Below are 15,473 nucleotides of genomic sequence, written 5' to 3' on the forward strand. Positions count from 1 at the left end.
ACCAACGGGGTAACGGGGAGGGGGCCCTTCATGGGCAAGGGGGTCAAGGCCGCCGTCATAGGCAGCGTCTTCGCTGTGATGGTGGGCGGCGCCGGGTACGGCGCGTACAACGTGGTGTCCGCGCTGAACGGCGACGGCGGTTCGAACGGCACATCCGTGAAGACCGGGCCGCCGAGCAAGGACGAGATCAAGGAGACGTCGGCGAAGTTCTTCGCGGCCTGGTCGAAGGGCGACGGCGCCCGGGCGGCGACGTACACGAACGACGCCGCGACCGCCGAACCGCTGCTGACGTCCTATGGCAACACCGCGCACATCAAGGACGTGAAGATCACGCCGGGCACGGCGAGCGGGGCGACGGTGCCTTACACGGTCAAGGCGACGGTGTCGTACGACGGGAAGTCCAAGCCCCTGTCGTACAGGAGCGAGTTGACCGTCGTACGCGGAAAGACCACCGGCCGGGCGCTGGTCGACTGGCAGCCGTCGGTCGTCCATCCGCAGCTCAAGAAGGGCGACACGCTGGTCACGGGCGAGGCGGCGAGCGCGCCGATCGAGGCCGTCGACCGCAATGGTGTCGCACTGACGAAGGACAAGTACCCCTCCCTGGGGCCGATCCTGGACGAGCTGCGTGCCAAGTACGGCGACCAGGCGGGCGGTACGCCCGGCATCGAGCTGTCGATCCACCACGAGGCGCAGGGCACGGCCGACACCTCCCTGCTGACGCTCGCCGAGGGCAGGGCGGGCAAGCTGCACACCACGCTCAGCGCGGGCGCGCAGGCGGCGGCCGAGAAGGCGGTGGCGAAGTACGCCGAGTCGTCCGTCGTGGCCGTCAAGCCCAGCACCGGCGAGGTCCTGGCGGTCGCCAACCACCGCGACGACGGCTTCAACGCGGCTTTCCTGGGCCGGCTGGCCCCCGGCTCAACGATGAAGATCATCAGCGCGGCCACGCTCATCGACAACGGCATCACCAGCATGAACGGCCCGGCGCCCTGTCCGAACGAGGCGGTGTGGCAGAGCCAGACCTTCCACAACCTCAAGGGCATGGCCCCGAACGAGAAGGCCACCCTCGCCGACAGCTTCGCCCGCTCCTGCAACACGGCCTTCGTGAAGTACGCGGACGAGGTGAAGGTCGACTCCCTCACCTATGAGGCGCAGAACCGCTTCGGGCTCGGCCGCGACAACTGGAAGACCGGCATCCCGTCCTTCGACGGCTCGGTCCCCGCCTCCGGCGGCCCCGACACGGCGGCGAACATGATCGGCCAGGGCCAGGTGCAGATGAGTCCGCTGAACATGGCGTCCGTGACGGCGACCGCGATGACGGGCCGCTTCCGCCAGCCGATCATCGTGTCGCCGAAGCTCGACGACCGCGAGATCGCCACCGCCCAGGGTCTGTCCGCGAGTACGGTCCAGCAGCTGCGCGCGATGATGAACCGCACCGCGACCAGTGGCACCGCGGCCGGCGTGATGGCCGACCTGGGCGGCAGCATCGGCGCGAAGACCGGTTCCGCCGAGGTGGACGGACAGTCCAAGTCCAACAGCTGGTTCACCGGTTACCGCAATGACATCGCGGCCGCGGCCATGACCCAGGACGGCGGCCACGGCATCGACGCGGCGGGCCCGATTGTCGCAGCTGTGCTACGAACCGGAGGCTGACGTCACCGGCCGAGGACGGGACTCTAGGCTGTTGCCGTCGTTGGGATGAATGAGGGCAACGGGGACCCTGGGGAACACGCGGAGGAACGAAAGCTGTGGGCAACAGAAGGCGCGTCGCCGAGCGACGGAAGACCAAGCCCGCCGTGCTCGGCGGGATGATCGCCGTGGTGGTCGTCGGCGGCGCCGGCTTCGGCGCCTACGCGCTGTACGGCGGCGGGGCATCGGCCGACGACCGGGCCGGCACGGCGTCCTCTTCGGCCGACCACAAGCACGTCAAGACCGGCCCGCTGTCGGCGACCGAGGTCCAGACGACGGCCACGAAGTTCCTCACCGGCTGGCAGACCGGCAAGGTGGCCCAGGCGGCGGCCGTCACGAACGACACCACGGCCGCCACCACCCTCCTCACCGGCTACACCAAGGACGCCCACGTCACGGGCGTCACCCTCACCCCGGGCACCCGCACCGGCGACAAGGTCCCCTTCTCCGTGAAGGGCACGGTCTCCTACAAGGGCGACAGCAAGCCGCTCGCGTACGAGAGTTCACTCACGGTCGTGCGGAACAAGGAGACCGGCAAGCCGCAGGTCGACTGGCACTCCGCCGTCGTCCACCCGGACCTCAAGGACGGCGACACGCTGGTCACGGGCGAGTCGGGCACGCCCCCGGTCAAGGCCTACGACCGTGACGGCGGCGAGCTGACGACCGCCAAGTACCCGTCGCTGGGCCCGGTCCTGGACGGCCTGCGCGAGAAGTACGGCAAGATCGCCGGCGGCAGGGCGGGCGTCGAGCTGGACGTGGTGCGCGGCAAGGCGTCGCAGAAGGCCAAGCTCTCCGACAAGACGCTGCTGACCCTGACCAAGGGCACGCCCGGCAAGGTGAAGACGACGCTGAGCCCGACCTTCCAGGCGGCGGCCGAGCGTCAGGTCGCCGCGAAGGCCCGCTCCTCGGTCGTCGTCATGCGTCCGTCGACCGGCGAGATCCTGGCCGTGGCGAACAACAGCCGCACCTTCAACGTGGCCTTCCAGGGCTCCCTCGCCCCCGGCTCCACGATGAAGATCATCACGTCGACGATGCTGTTCGAGAAGAAGCTCGTCACTCCGAGCTCGTCGCACCCCTGCCCCAAGACGTACAAGCTCGCCGGGTGGACCTTCCACAACGACGACGACTCCGAGATCAAGCAGGGCAGCTTCATGCTGAGCTTCGGCGCCTCCTGCAACAACGCCTTCATCAACTTCGCCCCGAAGCTCTCCAACAGCGATCTGACGCAGGAGGCCCAGCAGGTCTACGGCCTCGGCATGAACAACTGGGCCATCGGCGTCCCGACCTTCGACGGCTCCGTCCCGGTGCAGAGCGGCGCCCAGATGGGTGCCTCGCTGATCGGGCAGGGCGGGGTGCGCATGAACCCGCTGAACATGGCCTCGGTGTCGGCCACGGTCGAGTCGGGCGTCTTCCGTCAGCCGTACCTGGTCTCCCCCGACGTGGACAAGCGCACGCTGGCCAAGGCCTCGCGCACCATGTCGTCCCAGACCCAGGGCTGGCTGAAGGAGGTCATGCGGTACACGGCCGGATACGGCACGGCGTCCAAGGCGATGTCCGGGGTCACCGGCGACGTCGGCGCCAAGACGGGCTCGGCCGAGGTCGACGGCCAGAAGAAACCGAACGGCTGGTTCACCGCGTACCGGGGCGACCTCGTGGCGGCGGGCGTGGTGCAGGCGGGCGGTCACGGCGGTGACACCGCGGGGCCGATCGTGGCCGCGCTGCTCAAGATGGGCTGATCGGCTTCAGCGGGTCACGGATGCGGTGGCCATGTACGTCCTCCGCAGGAACCTGAGCAGGGCCTTCGTCTCGAACTGCACCACCGAGACGCCCTGCGCTCCATGGAACTCGACCACGGCCTGCACCCGGCCGCACGGCCAGACACGGACCTCTCCGCTGCCGACCGGGGCACGCAGGCCCTGTTCAAGGAGCGAGCGCGAGAAGGTCCACTCGTGCGTCCCGGGCAGGTCGACCCGTACCGAACGTGGGTCGGCCTCGGAGTCGTAGCGCAGGACGACAGGGATCGTCTCGTCCTCCGGTATCGCGGCATCCGTGACGATGTGGGCTCGTGCGTACTGTTCGACTACAGACATCGTGACGGCCCTCTCACGCTGCGTGACCTGTGTGGAAGCTGTGCGTCCACCCCTCTCCAATGTCGCACATTTTCCGGGTCGCGCCCCTTGGGGTGGGACGACTCGCAGACAGAGCCGACAACTGTCTAGCTCTTGCAAAGTATTCGCAATAAGCGTCTATCATCGAACGGTGCATGTGCCTGACGGATTCATCGACGCGCCCACCTCCGCCGCGACCGGCGTGGTCGCCGCAGCCGCCGTCGCCGTGAGCCTGCGCGGCGCGCGCCGGGAGCTCGACGAGCGGACGGCGCCGCTGGCCGGACTGGTGGCGGCGTTCCTCTTCGCCGTGCAGATGCTGAACTTCCCGGTGGCCGCCGGGACCAGCGGCCATCTGCTGGGTGGCGCGCTCGCGGCGATCCTCGTCGGCCCCTGTACGGGTGTGCTGTGCGTGTCCGTCGTCCTGCTCATGCAGGGGATTCTCTTCGCGGACGGCGGCCTGACCGCGCTCGGCGTGAACATCACCGACATGGCGATCGTCACGACGGTCGTCGGGTACGCCGTCTTCCGCGTCCTGGTGAAGGTGCTGCCGCGGGGACGCCGCTCGATCACCGTGGCCTCCTTCGTCGCCGCGCTGGTGTCGGTGCCGGCCGCCTCGGTCGCGTTCACCTTCATCTACGCCGTGGGCGGCACCACCGACGTCTCCATCGGCAAGGTCGCCACCGCGATGATCGGCGTGCACGTCCTGATCGGGATCGGGGAGGCGGCGATCACGGCGCTGACGGTGGGCGCGGTGATCGCCGTGCGCCCGGATCTCGTGCACGGGGCGCGTGGTCTGGCGCAGAAACTCAAGTTGCGTGTGAACGGCGTGCTCGTGGACGTACCGGCGCCCGATGAGGCGCGCGCGACGCCCGTCGCGGCGCGCACCTCGCGACGCGCGCTGTGGATCACCGGCCTCGCGACCTCCCTGCTCCTCGCGGGCTTCGTCAGCTTCTATGCCTCCGCCGACCCCGACGGCCTGGAGAAGGTCGCCCGCGACAAGGGCATCGACAGCAAGACCGAGCAGCACGCGTCGGCCGACTCCCCGCTCGCCGACTACGGGGTCAAGGACGTCGAGAACGCCCGCCTGTCCGGGGGGCTGGCGGGCGTGATCGGCGTGGGCGTGACGGTGGTCGCGGGGAGCGCGGTCTTCTGGGCCGTACGCCAGAGGCGTACGCCCGACGTCTCCCCCACCAGCACGAGCGCCGTCTGAGATGGGCGCGGGACACGCACACCGGCTCTACCGGCACGGGCACTCCCCCGTGCACGCCCTGCCGCCCCACACCAAGCTGGCGGCCACCTTCGCCTTCGTGGTGGTCGTGGTGTCGACGCCCCGGGAGGCGATGTGGGCGTTCGGCCTGTACGCCGTCCTCCTGGGCGTCGTCGCGTACCACGCGCGCGTGCCCGCCGGGTTCGTCCTCAAACGGCTGCTGATCGAGGTGCCGTTCGTGGCGTTCGCGGTGCTGATGCCGTTCGTGGCGGAGGGCGCGCGGGTGGACGTCCTGGGGCTGTCCCTGAGCGTGAACGGCCTGTGGGGCGCGTGGAACGTCCTCGCCAAGGGCACGCTCGGCGTCGCCGCGTCGGTGTTGCTGGCCTCCACCACCGAGCTGCGCGAACTGCTCCTCGGACTGCAGCGGTTGAAGCTCCCGCCCCTCCTCGTCCAGATCGCGTCCTTCATGATCCGCTACGGCGATGTCATCACCGACGAGATGCGGCGCATGCGGATCGCGCGGGAGTCGCGCGGTTTCGAGGCGCGCGGCGTGAAGCACTGGGGGGTGCTCGCGAAGAGCGCGGGCGCCCTCTTCATCCGCTCCTACGAGCGCGGGGAGCGCGTGCACCTGGCCATGGTCAGCCGTGGATACGCCGGTTCGATGCCGGTCATCGACGAGGTGACCGCATCCCGCGCGCAGTGGTCGTACGCCCTCGCGCTCCCCGTCGCCGCCCTCGTCGTCTGCCTGCTGGGATGGACCCTGTGAGTACTGCCGCCGCTTCTCTCGAGGTCTCCGGCCTCGCCTTCGCCTACCCCGACGGCCACCAGGCCCTGTTCGGCGTCGACTTCCGCATCGAGCGCGGCGAACGGGTCGCGCTGCTCGGTCCGAACGGCGCCGGCAAGACGACCCTCGTACTCCATCTCAACGGCATCCTGACCGGCGGTGCGGGCACGGTGATCGTCGCCGGACTGCCCGTCGGCAAGCGGCACATGGCCGAGATCCGGCGCCGGGTCGGCATCGTCTTCCAGGACCCGGACGACCAGCTGTTCATGCCGACGGTCCGCGAGGACGTGGCGTTCGGGCCGGCCGCGGCCGGCGTGAAGGGCGCGGAGCTGGAGGCGCGGGTCGACCGGGCGCTGGCGCAGGTCGGCATGGGCGAGTTCAAGGACCGTCCCCCGCACCACCTCTCCTTCGGCCAGCGCCGCCGGGTCGCCGTCGCGACGGTCCTCGCCATGGAGCCGGAGATCCTCGTCCTCGACGAGCCCTCCTCCAACCTCGACCCCGCCTCCCGCCGCGAACTGGCCGACATTCTGCGCTCCTTGGACGTGACGGTCCTGATGGTCACCCACGACCTCCCCTACGCCCTGGAACTGTGCCCGCGCTCCCTGATCCTCAGCGAGGGCGTCATCGCCGCGGACGGCAGGACGGCCGAACTCCTCTCCGAGGACGCCCTGATGCGCGCCCACCGGCTGGAGCTGCCGTTCGGCTTCGATCCCCGTTCGGTGACGGCGGACACGTCCCGTCCGTGACAATGGGCGCGTGACGAACGAGGACCATACGGCGGCCGAGGGCTCGCTCCTGCTCGACGACCAGCTGTGCTTCGCGCTCTACGCGGCCCAGCGCGCGGTAACGGCCGCGTACCGTCCGGTGCTGGAGGAACTCGGCCTCACCTACCCGCAGTACCTCGTACTCCTCGTCCTGTGGGAGCGCGGCGAGACCACGGTGAAGGAACTGGCGGGGGCCCTGCGGCTGGACTACGGCACGGTCTCCCCGTTGCTCAAGCGGCTGGAGAGCGCCGGAGTTGTGCGCCGGGAGCGCGCGGCTCACGACGAGCGCTCGGTGCTCGTCGCGTGCACGGGGCGCGGAGAGGAACTGAGGGAGCGCGCGGCGTGCGTCCCCGGCGCGCTCCTGTCCGCGACCGGCCTCGGCGGCGAGGAGGTCGCGAGGTTGCGCGAGGAGTTGCGGAAGCTCGCAGAGAGGGCACACGAGGCAGCCGAGCGCTCCCACTGACGGCGCGCACGAGACCGCCGCGCGCCCCCGTCAACGCCGCACACCCCTACCGACGGCGCGCACGCCCCGTCCGCGCACCCCTGCGACCTCCTGTTACCCCCGGTTGCTACCCCCCGGTAATTCCCGACCTACCTACCGGCCAGTACCTTGTGCACGATGTACTCGCGCGCATTCCTTATGGGGGGCCAGCCATGAGCGCCACGAGCGACGACCTCGCTGTCGACACCCGCCCGGACACCAGACCCACGAAGATCATGTACGTCGCCGAGGCGACCGCACACGGTGGCCGGGACGGCTATGTCACCAGTCAGGACGGGCTGCTCGAGCTGACGGTCGCGATGCCGCCGGAACTGGGCGGCGACGGCAACGGCACCAACCCCGAGCAGCTGTTCGCGGCCGGCTACAGCTCCTGCTTCCACAACGCGCTGGTCCTGGTCGGCCGCCGCTCCGGCTACGACCTGACCGGCTCCACGGTCGCCGCGAAGGTCGGCATCGGCCCCAACAAGCAGCGCGGCTACGGCCTCGCGGTCGCCCTGAGTGTCTCGCTCCCGGTCCTCGACCAGGACGTGGCGGCGAAGCTGGTGGATGCCGCCCACGAGGTCTGCCCGTACTCGAACGCGACCCGCGGGAACATCGACGTGACGATTCTGCTTGGGTGAGTAGGGAGTACTCGCAGGCAGGAGGAGCACGGACGTGGACGTGAACGGGGCGGTCGCCGAGGGCTTCGAACCGGTCAGGGAAGCGTTCGTACGGAACTTCGCGGAACTCGAGGACCGGGGCGCGGCGGTCGCCGTCTACCGGGAAGGGCACAAGGTCGTCGACCTGTGGGGCGGCACCAAGGACGTCGACGGCATCGAGCCCTGGCAGCACGGCACCGCGCAGATCGTGCGCTCGGCGACCAAGGGCGTCGCAGCCGCCGTACTCCTGCTGCTGCACCAGCGTGGAGAGCTGGACCTGGACGCGCCGGTCGGTGAGTACTGGCCGGAGTTCAAGGCGGCCGGCAAGGAGCGGACGCGGGTGTGGCATCTGCTCGCACACCGGACCGGCGTGCCCGTACTGGACACCCCGCTCACGCCCGCCCAGGCGGCCGACCCCGATCTCGGCGCCGAGGCGGTCGCCGCGCAGACGCCTGTGTGGGAGCCGGGGACGGACCACGGGTATCACGCGCAGACGTACAGCTGGCTGACCGGCGAGCTGGTGCGGCGGATCACCGGGCGCGAGATCGGTGAGTGGATCGCGGACGAGATCGCGAGCCCGGTCCGGGCGGACTTCTGGCTCGGGCTGCCGTACGCCGAGCAGGCGCGTGTCGGCCGGGTCGCCCAGCTCGACGACCCGCCGGTGGACCCGAACGGCCTGCGCACCCGCCCCAAGCGCGCCGTCTCCGAGGCCTACGCCGACCCCGCCTCCCTCACCCGCCGCGCCTTCGCCGCGATCACGCCGCTCCCCGACGAGAACGACCCGGCGTACCGTGCCGCCGCGCTCCCCGCGTCCAACGGCATCGCGACGGCGGACGGCCTGGCCCGTTTCTACGCGTCCCTCGTCGGCGAAGTGGACGGCGGGACACGCCTGTTCACGCCGGAGACGGTCGAGCTGGCCCGCACCGAGCGCAGCGCCGGGCCGGACCGTGTACTGGTGGTGCACACCCGGTTCGGCCTCGGCTACATGCTGCACGGAGCGGCCTCACCACTCCTCGCCCCCACCTCCTTCGGCCACCCGGGCCGCGGCGGCGCGCTCGGCTTCGCCGACCCCGAGTCGGGCATCGCCTTCGGCTATGTGACCAACGGATTCAGGAAGAGCGTGACGGCGGACCCGCGGGCGCAGGCGCTGGTGCGGGCGGTACGGGGCGTGGTGACACCGTAGAGCTCAGTGCTATGTGACATGTGATATGTGACATAACACTGTGCACTACACGTTGATCGGGTGCGACGTCCGCCCCGACGCCGAGTCGATCTCCCCGTGCGCCTTGGTCAGCAGCTGCATCGCGATCTCGTTGAGCGCCCGAGCGCCGGCGATCTCCTCGCCCACCCTGGGCTGATTGGAGTCGGTGTGGTGGCGGGCCGCGTGTCCGTGTGCCCGTACCTCGGTCCCGTCGGGCAGCCGGACCAACGCGACCGCTTCCGTGTGCTGCTCGTCCTCCCGGAACTCCAGCTCGATGTGCCATCCCACAGTGGTGTGCATCATGACGATCACCTCCGGAACACCTGCTTCCAGGGTGCTCCTCGGCGGGCCCGTACGCACCACTGACGGACGACCGGCTCTCGGCTCTCTTCGCTCTACCGGCCCTCGTCGCGGCCGTACTTCAGATAGGCGACGAGACCGAAGACGTTCCCGAACGCGCAGATGGCCAGCCAGGCCTGCGGTGTCAGGGTCCGGGTGTCCGGGTGCCGGGCGATGTCGACCATGCAGAGGACGGCCGGAACCACCGCCACCAACGGCACGACGGCCGCCCAGATCGAGAGTGTCACGGTGTCTCCGGCGCGAGGATGAAGATGCCGGCGACCTTCTCGTCCGTACCGAAGGCGACCCGCGCCTTCATGTCACCGGCCTCGTAACGCAGCGGGACGTCGACGACCGTGTGGTCGCCGATGCGCCGGACGAACGGCTCGGCCTCGCCGAACCCCTCGAAGGCGCCGACCAGTCCGGCGACCGTGGCGAGGCCGCTGCCCCTCACCTCGTCGGTGAACGCGGCCAGGACCTCGTCGTTGAAGGACTGCCGGGCCCGGTCCATGCGGCCGTCCAGGACGTCCGTGACGATGGCGACGGCGCGTTCGGCGGCGTCGGTCATGTACACCGTCTTGTCCATGGGTGCTCCCGTCCGGGGATCGATGGGCTTGCCGAACCTCTGGAAGGCGGCCTGGCGGGTGACGCCCAGCAGGTCCCCGATCTCCTGCCAGGTGTGTCCGGCGTCCCGGGCCTGCTGCACGCAGAGCCGGAGCACCTGCTCCGCCATGTCGTCGACGTCCCTGGAGCGCCGGACCAGGTCGAGATAGGCCGGCGGCGCCAGCGGGCTGCCCAGCGCCCCGGCCAGGACCGAGGTCCGCTCGGCCAGCAGGGCGCTCAACTCGGAGAGGGACGGCGAGGGTTCGGCCATACGTAAAGGATGCCTTTACAGGCCATCGCCGTCAAGGCATCCTTTACAACCATCACAAGCCACAAGCCACAAGCCACAAGCCACAGGCGGCAGACCGCAGGCCGCAGACCGCAAGCCACCAGCAACCAGCCGCCTACCCGGCCCGCAGCATCAGCCCGATCCCCACCACCAGCAGCCCCGCAGCAGCGATCCGCGGCGCCCCGAACCGCTCCTTGAAGAACACCGCCCCGATCGCCGCGCCCACGATGATCGACGACTCGCGCAGGGCCGCGATCGGCGCGAGCTCGGCCTTCGTCTGGGCCCACAGGACCAGGCCGTACGCCGCCACGGACAAGGCGGCGCCGAGCAGGCCGACGGCTGCGAACGGCCGTAGCAGAGCGGTGAATTGACCGCGCCAGCGGTAGAGCGCGTACGACGGGATCACGACCCCCTCCACCGCCATCAGCCAGGCGATGTACCCGAGGGAGGAGCCGGAGGCCCGTACGCCCAGTCCGTCCACGACCGTGTAGCCGGCGATGGTCAGGCCGGTGGCGAGTGCCGCGCCGATCGCCGCCCAGTTCGGCCGGCTTCCGCGCAGCCCCCACACCGCGACGCCGGTCAGGCCCGCGCAGGACAGGGCGATACCGGCGGCCGCCCAGCCGTTCGGCACCTCGTGGGCGAAGACGGCGGCGAGGAGGGTGACCACCAGGGGCGCGGTGCCTCGGGCGATCGGGTACGCCTGCCCGAAGTCGCCGAGCCGGAAGGACCGCATGAGCAGGGCGAAGTAGGCGACGTGGATGACCGCGGAGACCAGGAGATACGGCCATGCCGCGGCCGCCGGGAACGCCACGAACGGTGCCATCACCAGCCCGATGAGCATGCCGCCGCCCGCGATCAGCGTGAAGCCGACCAGCTTGTCGGTGATCTGGTGGGCGATCGCGTTCCAGCTGGCGTGGGTGACCGCGGCGAACAGGACGGCCGCGGCGACCAGCGGAGTCACGAGGTGCGCTCGCGCACGTCCACCAGGGTGGCTCCGGCGTGGGCGACCAGGTCCTTGGGCTCCATCGGGAACACGGCGTGCGGATTTCCGGCCGCGGCCCACACCACCTCGTGCTCAAGCAGCGACCGATCGGCGAACACCCGTGTCTTCGTACGGTGCCCGAAGGGCGGCACCCCGCCGATGGCGTACCCGGTCGTCTCCCGTACGACGTCCGCCTTGGCCCGCGTCACCTTCTCGGCGCCGAGTTCCTGCCGCACCCGCTCGACGTCCACCCGCGAGGCTCCGTCCATGAGCACCAGCACCGGGACGCCGTCCGCCGCGAAGATCAGCGACTTGCAGATCGCGCTCAGCTCGCAACCGATCGCCGCGGCGGCCTCGGCGGCGGTGCGGGTCGCGTCCGGGAAGCGGCGGATACGGCTGTGCAGGTCGTCCAGACCCAGTGCGCGCAGGGCGTCCGCGAACCGGGGATGGGCTCCGGAGCTGTCGGTGATGTCGGCGGTCGTCATGCACGGCACGCTAGCGGCCGGTGTACGGGGCACGCGACCGAGTTCCCACGGGCCGGCCGCACCTCCGTCCCACGCCCGCACATCCCACCACCGGCCAGCGACTCGTCACGCCCTGCGAGGCGCGTTCGCGCCCCCAGCCACGTCGTGGGCCCGCACCCTCCGTGCCGAGCTCACCGACACCCGCCCGACCACCGCTCGAAGTCCTCGTCGTCCTCCACGAAGCAGCCGTCGTGCCGGACGCGGAACCGCTTGAGCTCCTCACCGCCGCGCTGTGTCACCCCGGGAGCCGGCATCGAGCTCGCGGATCGACCGGGCGGAGCCGGCGGTCGAGGTCCGGGGTCCTGGGACGTCGCCCCGGTGAGGTGCTCAGTCGCCGAAGGTCACCGCCTTTGTCTCGGTGACGGCCGCCGTCCGGCCCGGCGCCCCCTGCCAGCGCCAGTACAGGTTCGTGTGGGCGATGACCTGGTCCGGCGTCGGCGCGCCCCACTCGCTGTTGTCGTTCGTCGTGTGCGCGTCGGCGACCAGGGTCACGTCGTAGCCCCGTACGAACGCGCCGTGGATCGTGGAGCGGATGCACGCGTCCGTCTCCGCGCCGGTCACCACCAGGTGGCCGACTGCCGCAGCGGCCAGGGCCTCCTCCAGGTCCGTGCCCTCGAAGGAGTCGCCGTAGTTCTTGTGGATCAGGGGCTCCGATGCGCGGCGCGGCAGCTCGGGGACGTACTGCCAGTCCTCGCTGTCCTTCGGCAGGCCTTCGTCGGAGTGCTGGACCCAGACGACCGGAACCTCCTCCACGCGGGCCTTGTCGACGAGCGCCGCGATGTTGGCGACTACCGCGTCCCGTTCGTGCGCGGACGCCACGACGCCCTGCTGGACGTCGATCACCAGCAGGGCGGTGTGGGGTCGTGCGGGAAGTGTGGTCATGCCCGGCAGGCTAGACCCCACCACTGACAGTCGCCTCCGCCCGCTTCCGGCGGCCCGCCACCAGCCCACCGGCCGCCCCCAGCGACACAAGGCCCATCATCGCGGCGCCGAGGATGCCCTTGATGCCGTCCATGGTGACGTACATGGCCGCCGCGGTCGCGCCGTTGAAGAGGAACAGGAACCACAGCGTCCCGGGTCGGCCCAGGAACGCCTTGATCTTCGGCTTCTTCGCGATCTGCGAACCCGCGAGCAGCGCGACCACCGCGCCGACGGCGGTGACGATGTTCTTCTGGGTGTGGCCGTCGATGACGGCACCCGCACCCGTGCTCGCGGCCAGACCGACCACGAAGAGCTGCCAGAGGACGAGGTCGGCGACGAACCGCTTAACGCGGGCGAGGGGGGAGGAGTTGACGGGCTTCACGGGCTTGGCGTGCTTCACGGGAGGGGCCTTCCAAAGGGGGATCCGGCTACGTGATCCACGATCCCGGCGACGGCCCTCCGCAACGAGGGAGCGGCCTCCCGAACAGGGGGTGTAGCCCGCTACACCCCCTCAGCTCGGAAGGCCGCCCGGAATCCGGCGAGCCTCAGGCCCTCAGGCCCTCAGGCCCTCAGCGTCTCAGGCCCTCAGGCCGTCACGCGCGCACCAGCTCCCGGTCCTCGTCCTCGTCCGCGTCCTTCCCCTTCGCGTCGCCGTCGCCCAGGTCCTTCAGGCCCTCACCCTCGACGTCCACGTTGGGCAGCGCCCGGTCCAGCCACTTCGGCAGCCACCAGGCACGCCGCCCGAGCAGCGCCAGCACCGCCGGGACGATCGCCATGCGGACCACGAACGCGTCGAAGAAGACGGCGATCGCGAGGCCGAAGCCGATCATCTTGATCATGGACTCGCTGGAGGAGATGAAGCCTCCGAAGACCGCCATCATGATGACCGCGGCGGCGCCCACGACCCGTGCGCTGTGCCGGAAGCCGGTCACCACCGCCTGGCCGGGGGACTCGCCGTGGACGTACGCCTCGCGCATCCGCGTCACGAGGAACACCTCGTAGTCCATCGCGAGACCGAAGACCACGCCCACCATGAAGATCGGCATCATCGACATGATCGGGCCGGTCTGCTCGACGCCCAGCAGGCCGCCGAGCCAGCCCCACTGGAAGACCGCGACCACCGCGCCGAGCGCGGCGAGCACGCTGAGCAGGAAGCCGAGCGCCGCCTTCAGGGGGACGAGGATCGAGCGGAAGACGGCGATCAGCAGCAAGAAGGCCAGGCCCACCACCAGGGCCAGGTACGGGATCAGCGCGTCGTTCAGCTTCTGCGAGAAGTCGATGTTCATCGCCGTGGTGCCGGTGACGAGGACCTTCGCGTCGGTGGCCGACGTGATGTCCGCGCCCTTGTCGCGGATCGTGTGCACCAGGTCCTCGGTCTGGGTCGAGGACGGCTTGGACGCAGGGATGACGGTGATCGTCGCGGTGTCGCCGGCCTTGTTGAAGACCGCCGGGGTCACCGTCACGACGTCCTTGAGGCCCTTGATGTCGTCGCACACCTTCGTGGCCGCCGCCTTGGGGTCGGCGCTGCCCTTGGCGTCGACCACGATCATCAGGGGGCCGTTGAAGCCGGGGCCGAAGCCCTCCGACAACAGGTCGTACGCCCTGCGCTGGGTGGTGGAGGTGGGCTGGGAGCCGTCGTCGGGCAGGCCCAGTTCGAGTTGGGTGGCGGGGACCGCGATCGTGCCCAGGCCCACCACGCCGAGCAGCAGTACGGCGGCCGGGCGGCGGACCACGAAGCTGGCCCAGCGCTCGCCCAGACCGGGCTTCTTCGGGGCGTCGGCCTTGCTCTTGCGGCGCTTCTCGCCCGCCGGCCTGACCTTCCGGCCCGCGTATCCGAGCATCGCCGGGATCATGGTGAGCGCGATGAGGACGGCCACCACGACCGTGCCCGCCGCCGCGAGACCCATCTTGGTCAGCATGGGTACGTTGACGACCGCGAGGCCCGCGAGTGCGATCACGACCGTCAGGCCCGCGAAGACCACCGCCGAGCCCGCCGTGCCGGTGGCGCGGCCGACCGCCTCCTCGCGGGAGCGGCCCTCGGCCAGCTCGCCGCGGTAGCGGGAGACGATGAACAGCGCGTAGTCGATGCCGACCGCCAGGCCGATCATCAGCGCCAGGGTGGACGTCGTGTCACCGAGGTCGAGTGTCTTGGCCAGTGCCGTGATGGTGGAGACGCCGATGCCCACGCCGATGATCGCGGTGAGCAGGGGCAGTCCGGCCGCGACCAGGGAGCCCAGGGTGATGACCAGGACGACGGCCGCGAGGGCGAGGCCGACGATCTCGCCGACCGCCCCGGGTTCGGCGCCGGCCTGCAGCGCGTCGCCGCCGATCTCGACGGTCAGCCCGGCGTCCCGTGCGTCCTGCGCGGCCTCGTTCAGGGCGTTTCGGGAGACGTCCTTGAGCTCCATGCCGGAGACGTCGTAGCGGACGGACGCGTAGGCGACGGTGCCGTTCTTGCTGACGGCGTTCGACGTGTAGGGATCGGCGACGGAGGTCACCTCGGAGCCGTCGGACAGCTCCTTCACCGTCTTCTCGACGATCGCCTTGTTGTCGGCGTCGGTCATCTTCTCGCCGGAGGGCGCCTTGAAGACGATCCGGCCGGTCGCGCCGTCGGCGCTGGAGCCGGGGAAGCGCTGTTCCAGCAGGTCGAAAGCTTTCTGTGCTTCCGTGCCGGGGATCGAGAAGGAGGTGGAGCCGGCGGCGGGGGCGCTGGCCGCGCCGGCCCCCGCGAGGGTCAGCAGCGCCACCCAGAACAGGGCGACGAAGTGCCGTCGCCGGAAGGCGAAGCGGCCGAGTTTATAGAGGAACGTGGCCATGGAGACGTGACTCCCGGTCAGGTCGTGGGCATGGAGGACAGGGGTGATCAGCCCGGCGGGGAGGCAGGGGTGACCGTCCCGACGACTTGAGCGGTGACGTCAGGTGAAA

The 15,473-nt window shown here is 70.4% G+C and carries 17 protein-coding genes; 8 read left to right on the forward strand and 9 right to left on the reverse strand.

Annotation, left to right across the window (positions count from 1 at the left end):
* The first annotated feature begins 30 nt into the window (after positions 1 to 30).
* Together ACWC09_RS06300 and ACWC09_RS06305 are read left to right on the forward strand one after the other, a co-directional pair.
* On the forward strand, positions 31 to 1,650 hold the full coding sequence (locus ACWC09_RS06300) for a penicillin-binding transpeptidase domain-containing protein (protein ID WP_450849034.1): 1,620 nt from the start codon (positions 31 to 33) through the stop codon (positions 1,648 to 1,650).
* A gap of 95 nt (positions 1,651 to 1,745) precedes the next feature.
* Entirely contained in the window at positions 1,746 to 3,422 is a 1,677-nt protein-coding gene (locus ACWC09_RS06305) for a penicillin-binding transpeptidase domain-containing protein (protein WP_450849035.1), read from the forward strand.
* A gap of 6 nt (positions 3,423 to 3,428) precedes the next feature.
* Here ACWC09_RS06305 and ACWC09_RS06310 read toward each other — a convergent pair whose 3' ends face one another.
* Complete coding sequence (locus ACWC09_RS06310; RefSeq protein ID WP_450849037.1) at positions 3,429 to 3,776, reverse strand: SsgA family sporulation/cell division regulator; 348 nt, start codon at positions 3,774 to 3,776, stop codon at positions 3,429 to 3,431.
* 169 nt (positions 3,777 to 3,945) lie between these two features.
* On the opposite strand from ACWC09_RS06310, the gene ACWC09_RS06315 reads away from it, so the two are divergent.
* From ACWC09_RS06315 to ACWC09_RS06340, 6 genes are all read left to right on the forward strand, one after another.
* A complete protein-coding gene (locus tag ACWC09_RS06315; RefSeq protein WP_450849039.1) occupies positions 3,946 to 5,004 on the forward strand; it encodes an energy-coupling factor ABC transporter permease in 1,059 nt (352 codons plus the stop codon).
* Position 5,005: 1 nt separating this feature from the next.
* Positions 5,006 to 5,767 (forward strand): cobalt ECF transporter T component CbiQ, encoded by a 762-nt coding sequence (gene cbiQ / locus ACWC09_RS06320; RefSeq protein WP_450849041.1) that lies wholly within the window; start codon positions 5,006 to 5,008, stop codon positions 5,765 to 5,767.
* Complete coding sequence (locus ACWC09_RS06325; RefSeq protein ID WP_450849043.1) at positions 5,755 to 6,531, forward strand: energy-coupling factor ABC transporter ATP-binding protein; 777 nt, start codon at positions 5,755 to 5,757, stop codon at positions 6,529 to 6,531. The genes cbiQ and ACWC09_RS06325 overlap by 13 nt, the downstream gene beginning before the upstream one ends.
* A 10-nt stretch (positions 6,532 to 6,541) precedes the next feature.
* Positions 6,542 to 7,012, forward strand: coding sequence for a MarR family winged helix-turn-helix transcriptional regulator (locus ACWC09_RS06330; RefSeq protein ID WP_450849045.1), 471 nt, complete (start codon positions 6,542 to 6,544; stop codon positions 7,010 to 7,012).
* 191 nt (positions 7,013 to 7,203) lie between these two features.
* Positions 7,204 to 7,671, forward strand: coding sequence for an organic hydroperoxide resistance protein (locus ACWC09_RS06335; protein WP_450849047.1), 468 nt, complete (start codon positions 7,204 to 7,206; stop codon positions 7,669 to 7,671).
* A gap of 34 nt (positions 7,672 to 7,705) precedes the next feature.
* A complete protein-coding gene (locus tag ACWC09_RS06340) occupies positions 7,706 to 8,872 on the forward strand; it encodes a serine hydrolase domain-containing protein (RefSeq protein ID WP_450849049.1) in 1,167 nt (388 codons plus the stop codon).
* 45 nt (positions 8,873 to 8,917) lie between these two features.
* Here the strand turns inward: ACWC09_RS06340 and ACWC09_RS06345 are convergent, their stop codons facing one another.
* The 8 genes from ACWC09_RS06345 to ACWC09_RS06380 form a co-directional block, all read right to left on the reverse strand.
* Complete coding sequence (locus ACWC09_RS06345; RefSeq protein WP_450849051.1) at positions 8,918 to 9,193, reverse strand: DUF1876 domain-containing protein; 276 nt, start codon at positions 9,191 to 9,193, stop codon at positions 8,918 to 8,920.
* Positions 9,194 to 9,285: 92 nt separating this feature from the next.
* Positions 9,286 to 9,477 (reverse strand): PLDc N-terminal domain-containing protein, encoded by a 192-nt coding sequence (locus ACWC09_RS06350; RefSeq protein ID WP_450849053.1) that lies wholly within the window; start codon positions 9,475 to 9,477, stop codon positions 9,286 to 9,288.
* A complete protein-coding gene (locus ACWC09_RS06355) occupies positions 9,474 to 10,103 on the reverse strand; it encodes a DUF3887 domain-containing protein (RefSeq protein ID WP_450849055.1) in 630 nt (209 codons plus the stop codon). The genes ACWC09_RS06350 and ACWC09_RS06355 overlap by 4 nt, the downstream gene beginning before the upstream one ends.
* 133 nt (positions 10,104 to 10,236) lie before the next feature.
* The gene (locus ACWC09_RS06360; protein ID WP_450849057.1) at positions 10,237 to 11,082 is read right to left on the reverse strand and encodes an EamA family transporter; all 846 of its coding nucleotides are present in this window, start codon (positions 11,080 to 11,082) and stop codon (positions 10,237 to 10,239) included.
* Positions 11,079 to 11,588 carry a YbaK/EbsC family protein gene (locus ACWC09_RS06365; protein ID WP_450849059.1) on the reverse strand — a complete coding sequence of 170 codons (510 nt, stop codon included), beginning with the start codon at positions 11,586 to 11,588 and terminating at the stop codon, positions 11,079 to 11,081. The genes ACWC09_RS06360 and ACWC09_RS06365 overlap by 4 nt, the downstream gene beginning before the upstream one ends.
* A 366-nt stretch (positions 11,589 to 11,954) precedes the next feature.
* Positions 11,955 to 12,509, reverse strand: a complete 555-nt coding sequence (locus tag ACWC09_RS06370; protein WP_450849061.1) for an isochorismatase family protein — start codon at positions 12,507 to 12,509, stop codon at positions 11,955 to 11,957.
* 10 nt (positions 12,510 to 12,519) lie between these two features.
* Positions 12,520 to 12,948: a hypothetical protein gene (locus ACWC09_RS06375; RefSeq protein ID WP_450849063.1), complete on the reverse strand. Its 429-nt coding sequence runs from the start codon at positions 12,946 to 12,948 to the stop codon at positions 12,520 to 12,522.
* A 193-nt stretch (positions 12,949 to 13,141) separates the two neighbouring features.
* Entirely contained in the window at positions 13,142 to 15,364 is a 2,223-nt protein-coding gene (locus tag ACWC09_RS06380; RefSeq protein WP_450849064.1) for an MMPL family transporter, read from the reverse strand.
* Positions 15,365 to 15,473 lie beyond the last annotated feature (109 nt).

This window comes from Streptomyces sp. NPDC001617, assembly GCF_053596855.1.

Coding starts and splice junctions, on each gene's coding strand:
- ACWC09_RS06300 (WP_450849034.1), top strand. CDS start 31: ATGGGCAAGGGGGTCAAGGCCGCCGTCATAGGCAGCGTCTTCGCTGTG.
- ACWC09_RS06310 (WP_450849037.1), bottom strand. CDS start 3,776: ATGTCTGTAGTCGAACAGTACGCACGAGCCCACATCGTCACGGATGCC.
- cbiQ (WP_450849041.1), top strand. CDS start 5,006: ATGGGCGCGGGACACGCACACCGGCTCTACCGGCACGGGCACTCCCCC.
- ACWC09_RS06325 (WP_450849043.1), top strand. CDS start 5,755: ATGGACCCTGTGAGTACTGCCGCCGCTTCTCTCGAGGTCTCCGGCCTC.
- ACWC09_RS06335 (WP_450849047.1), top strand. CDS start 7,204: ATGAGCGCCACGAGCGACGACCTCGCTGTCGACACCCGCCCGGACACC.
- ACWC09_RS06345 (WP_450849051.1), bottom strand. CDS start 9,193: ATGATGCACACCACTGTGGGATGGCACATCGAGCTGGAGTTCCGGGAG.
- ACWC09_RS06355 (WP_450849055.1), bottom strand. CDS start 10,103: ATGGCCGAACCCTCGCCGTCCCTCTCCGAGTTGAGCGCCCTGCTGGCC.
- ACWC09_RS06365 (WP_450849059.1), bottom strand. CDS start 11,588: ATGACGACCGCCGACATCACCGACAGCTCCGGAGCCCATCCCCGGTTC.
- ACWC09_RS06370 (WP_450849061.1), bottom strand. CDS start 12,509: ATGACCACACTTCCCGCACGACCCCACACCGCCCTGCTGGTGATCGAC.
- ACWC09_RS06380 (WP_450849064.1), bottom strand. CDS start 15,364: ATGGCCACGTTCCTCTATAAACTCGGCCGCTTCGCCTTCCGGCGACGG.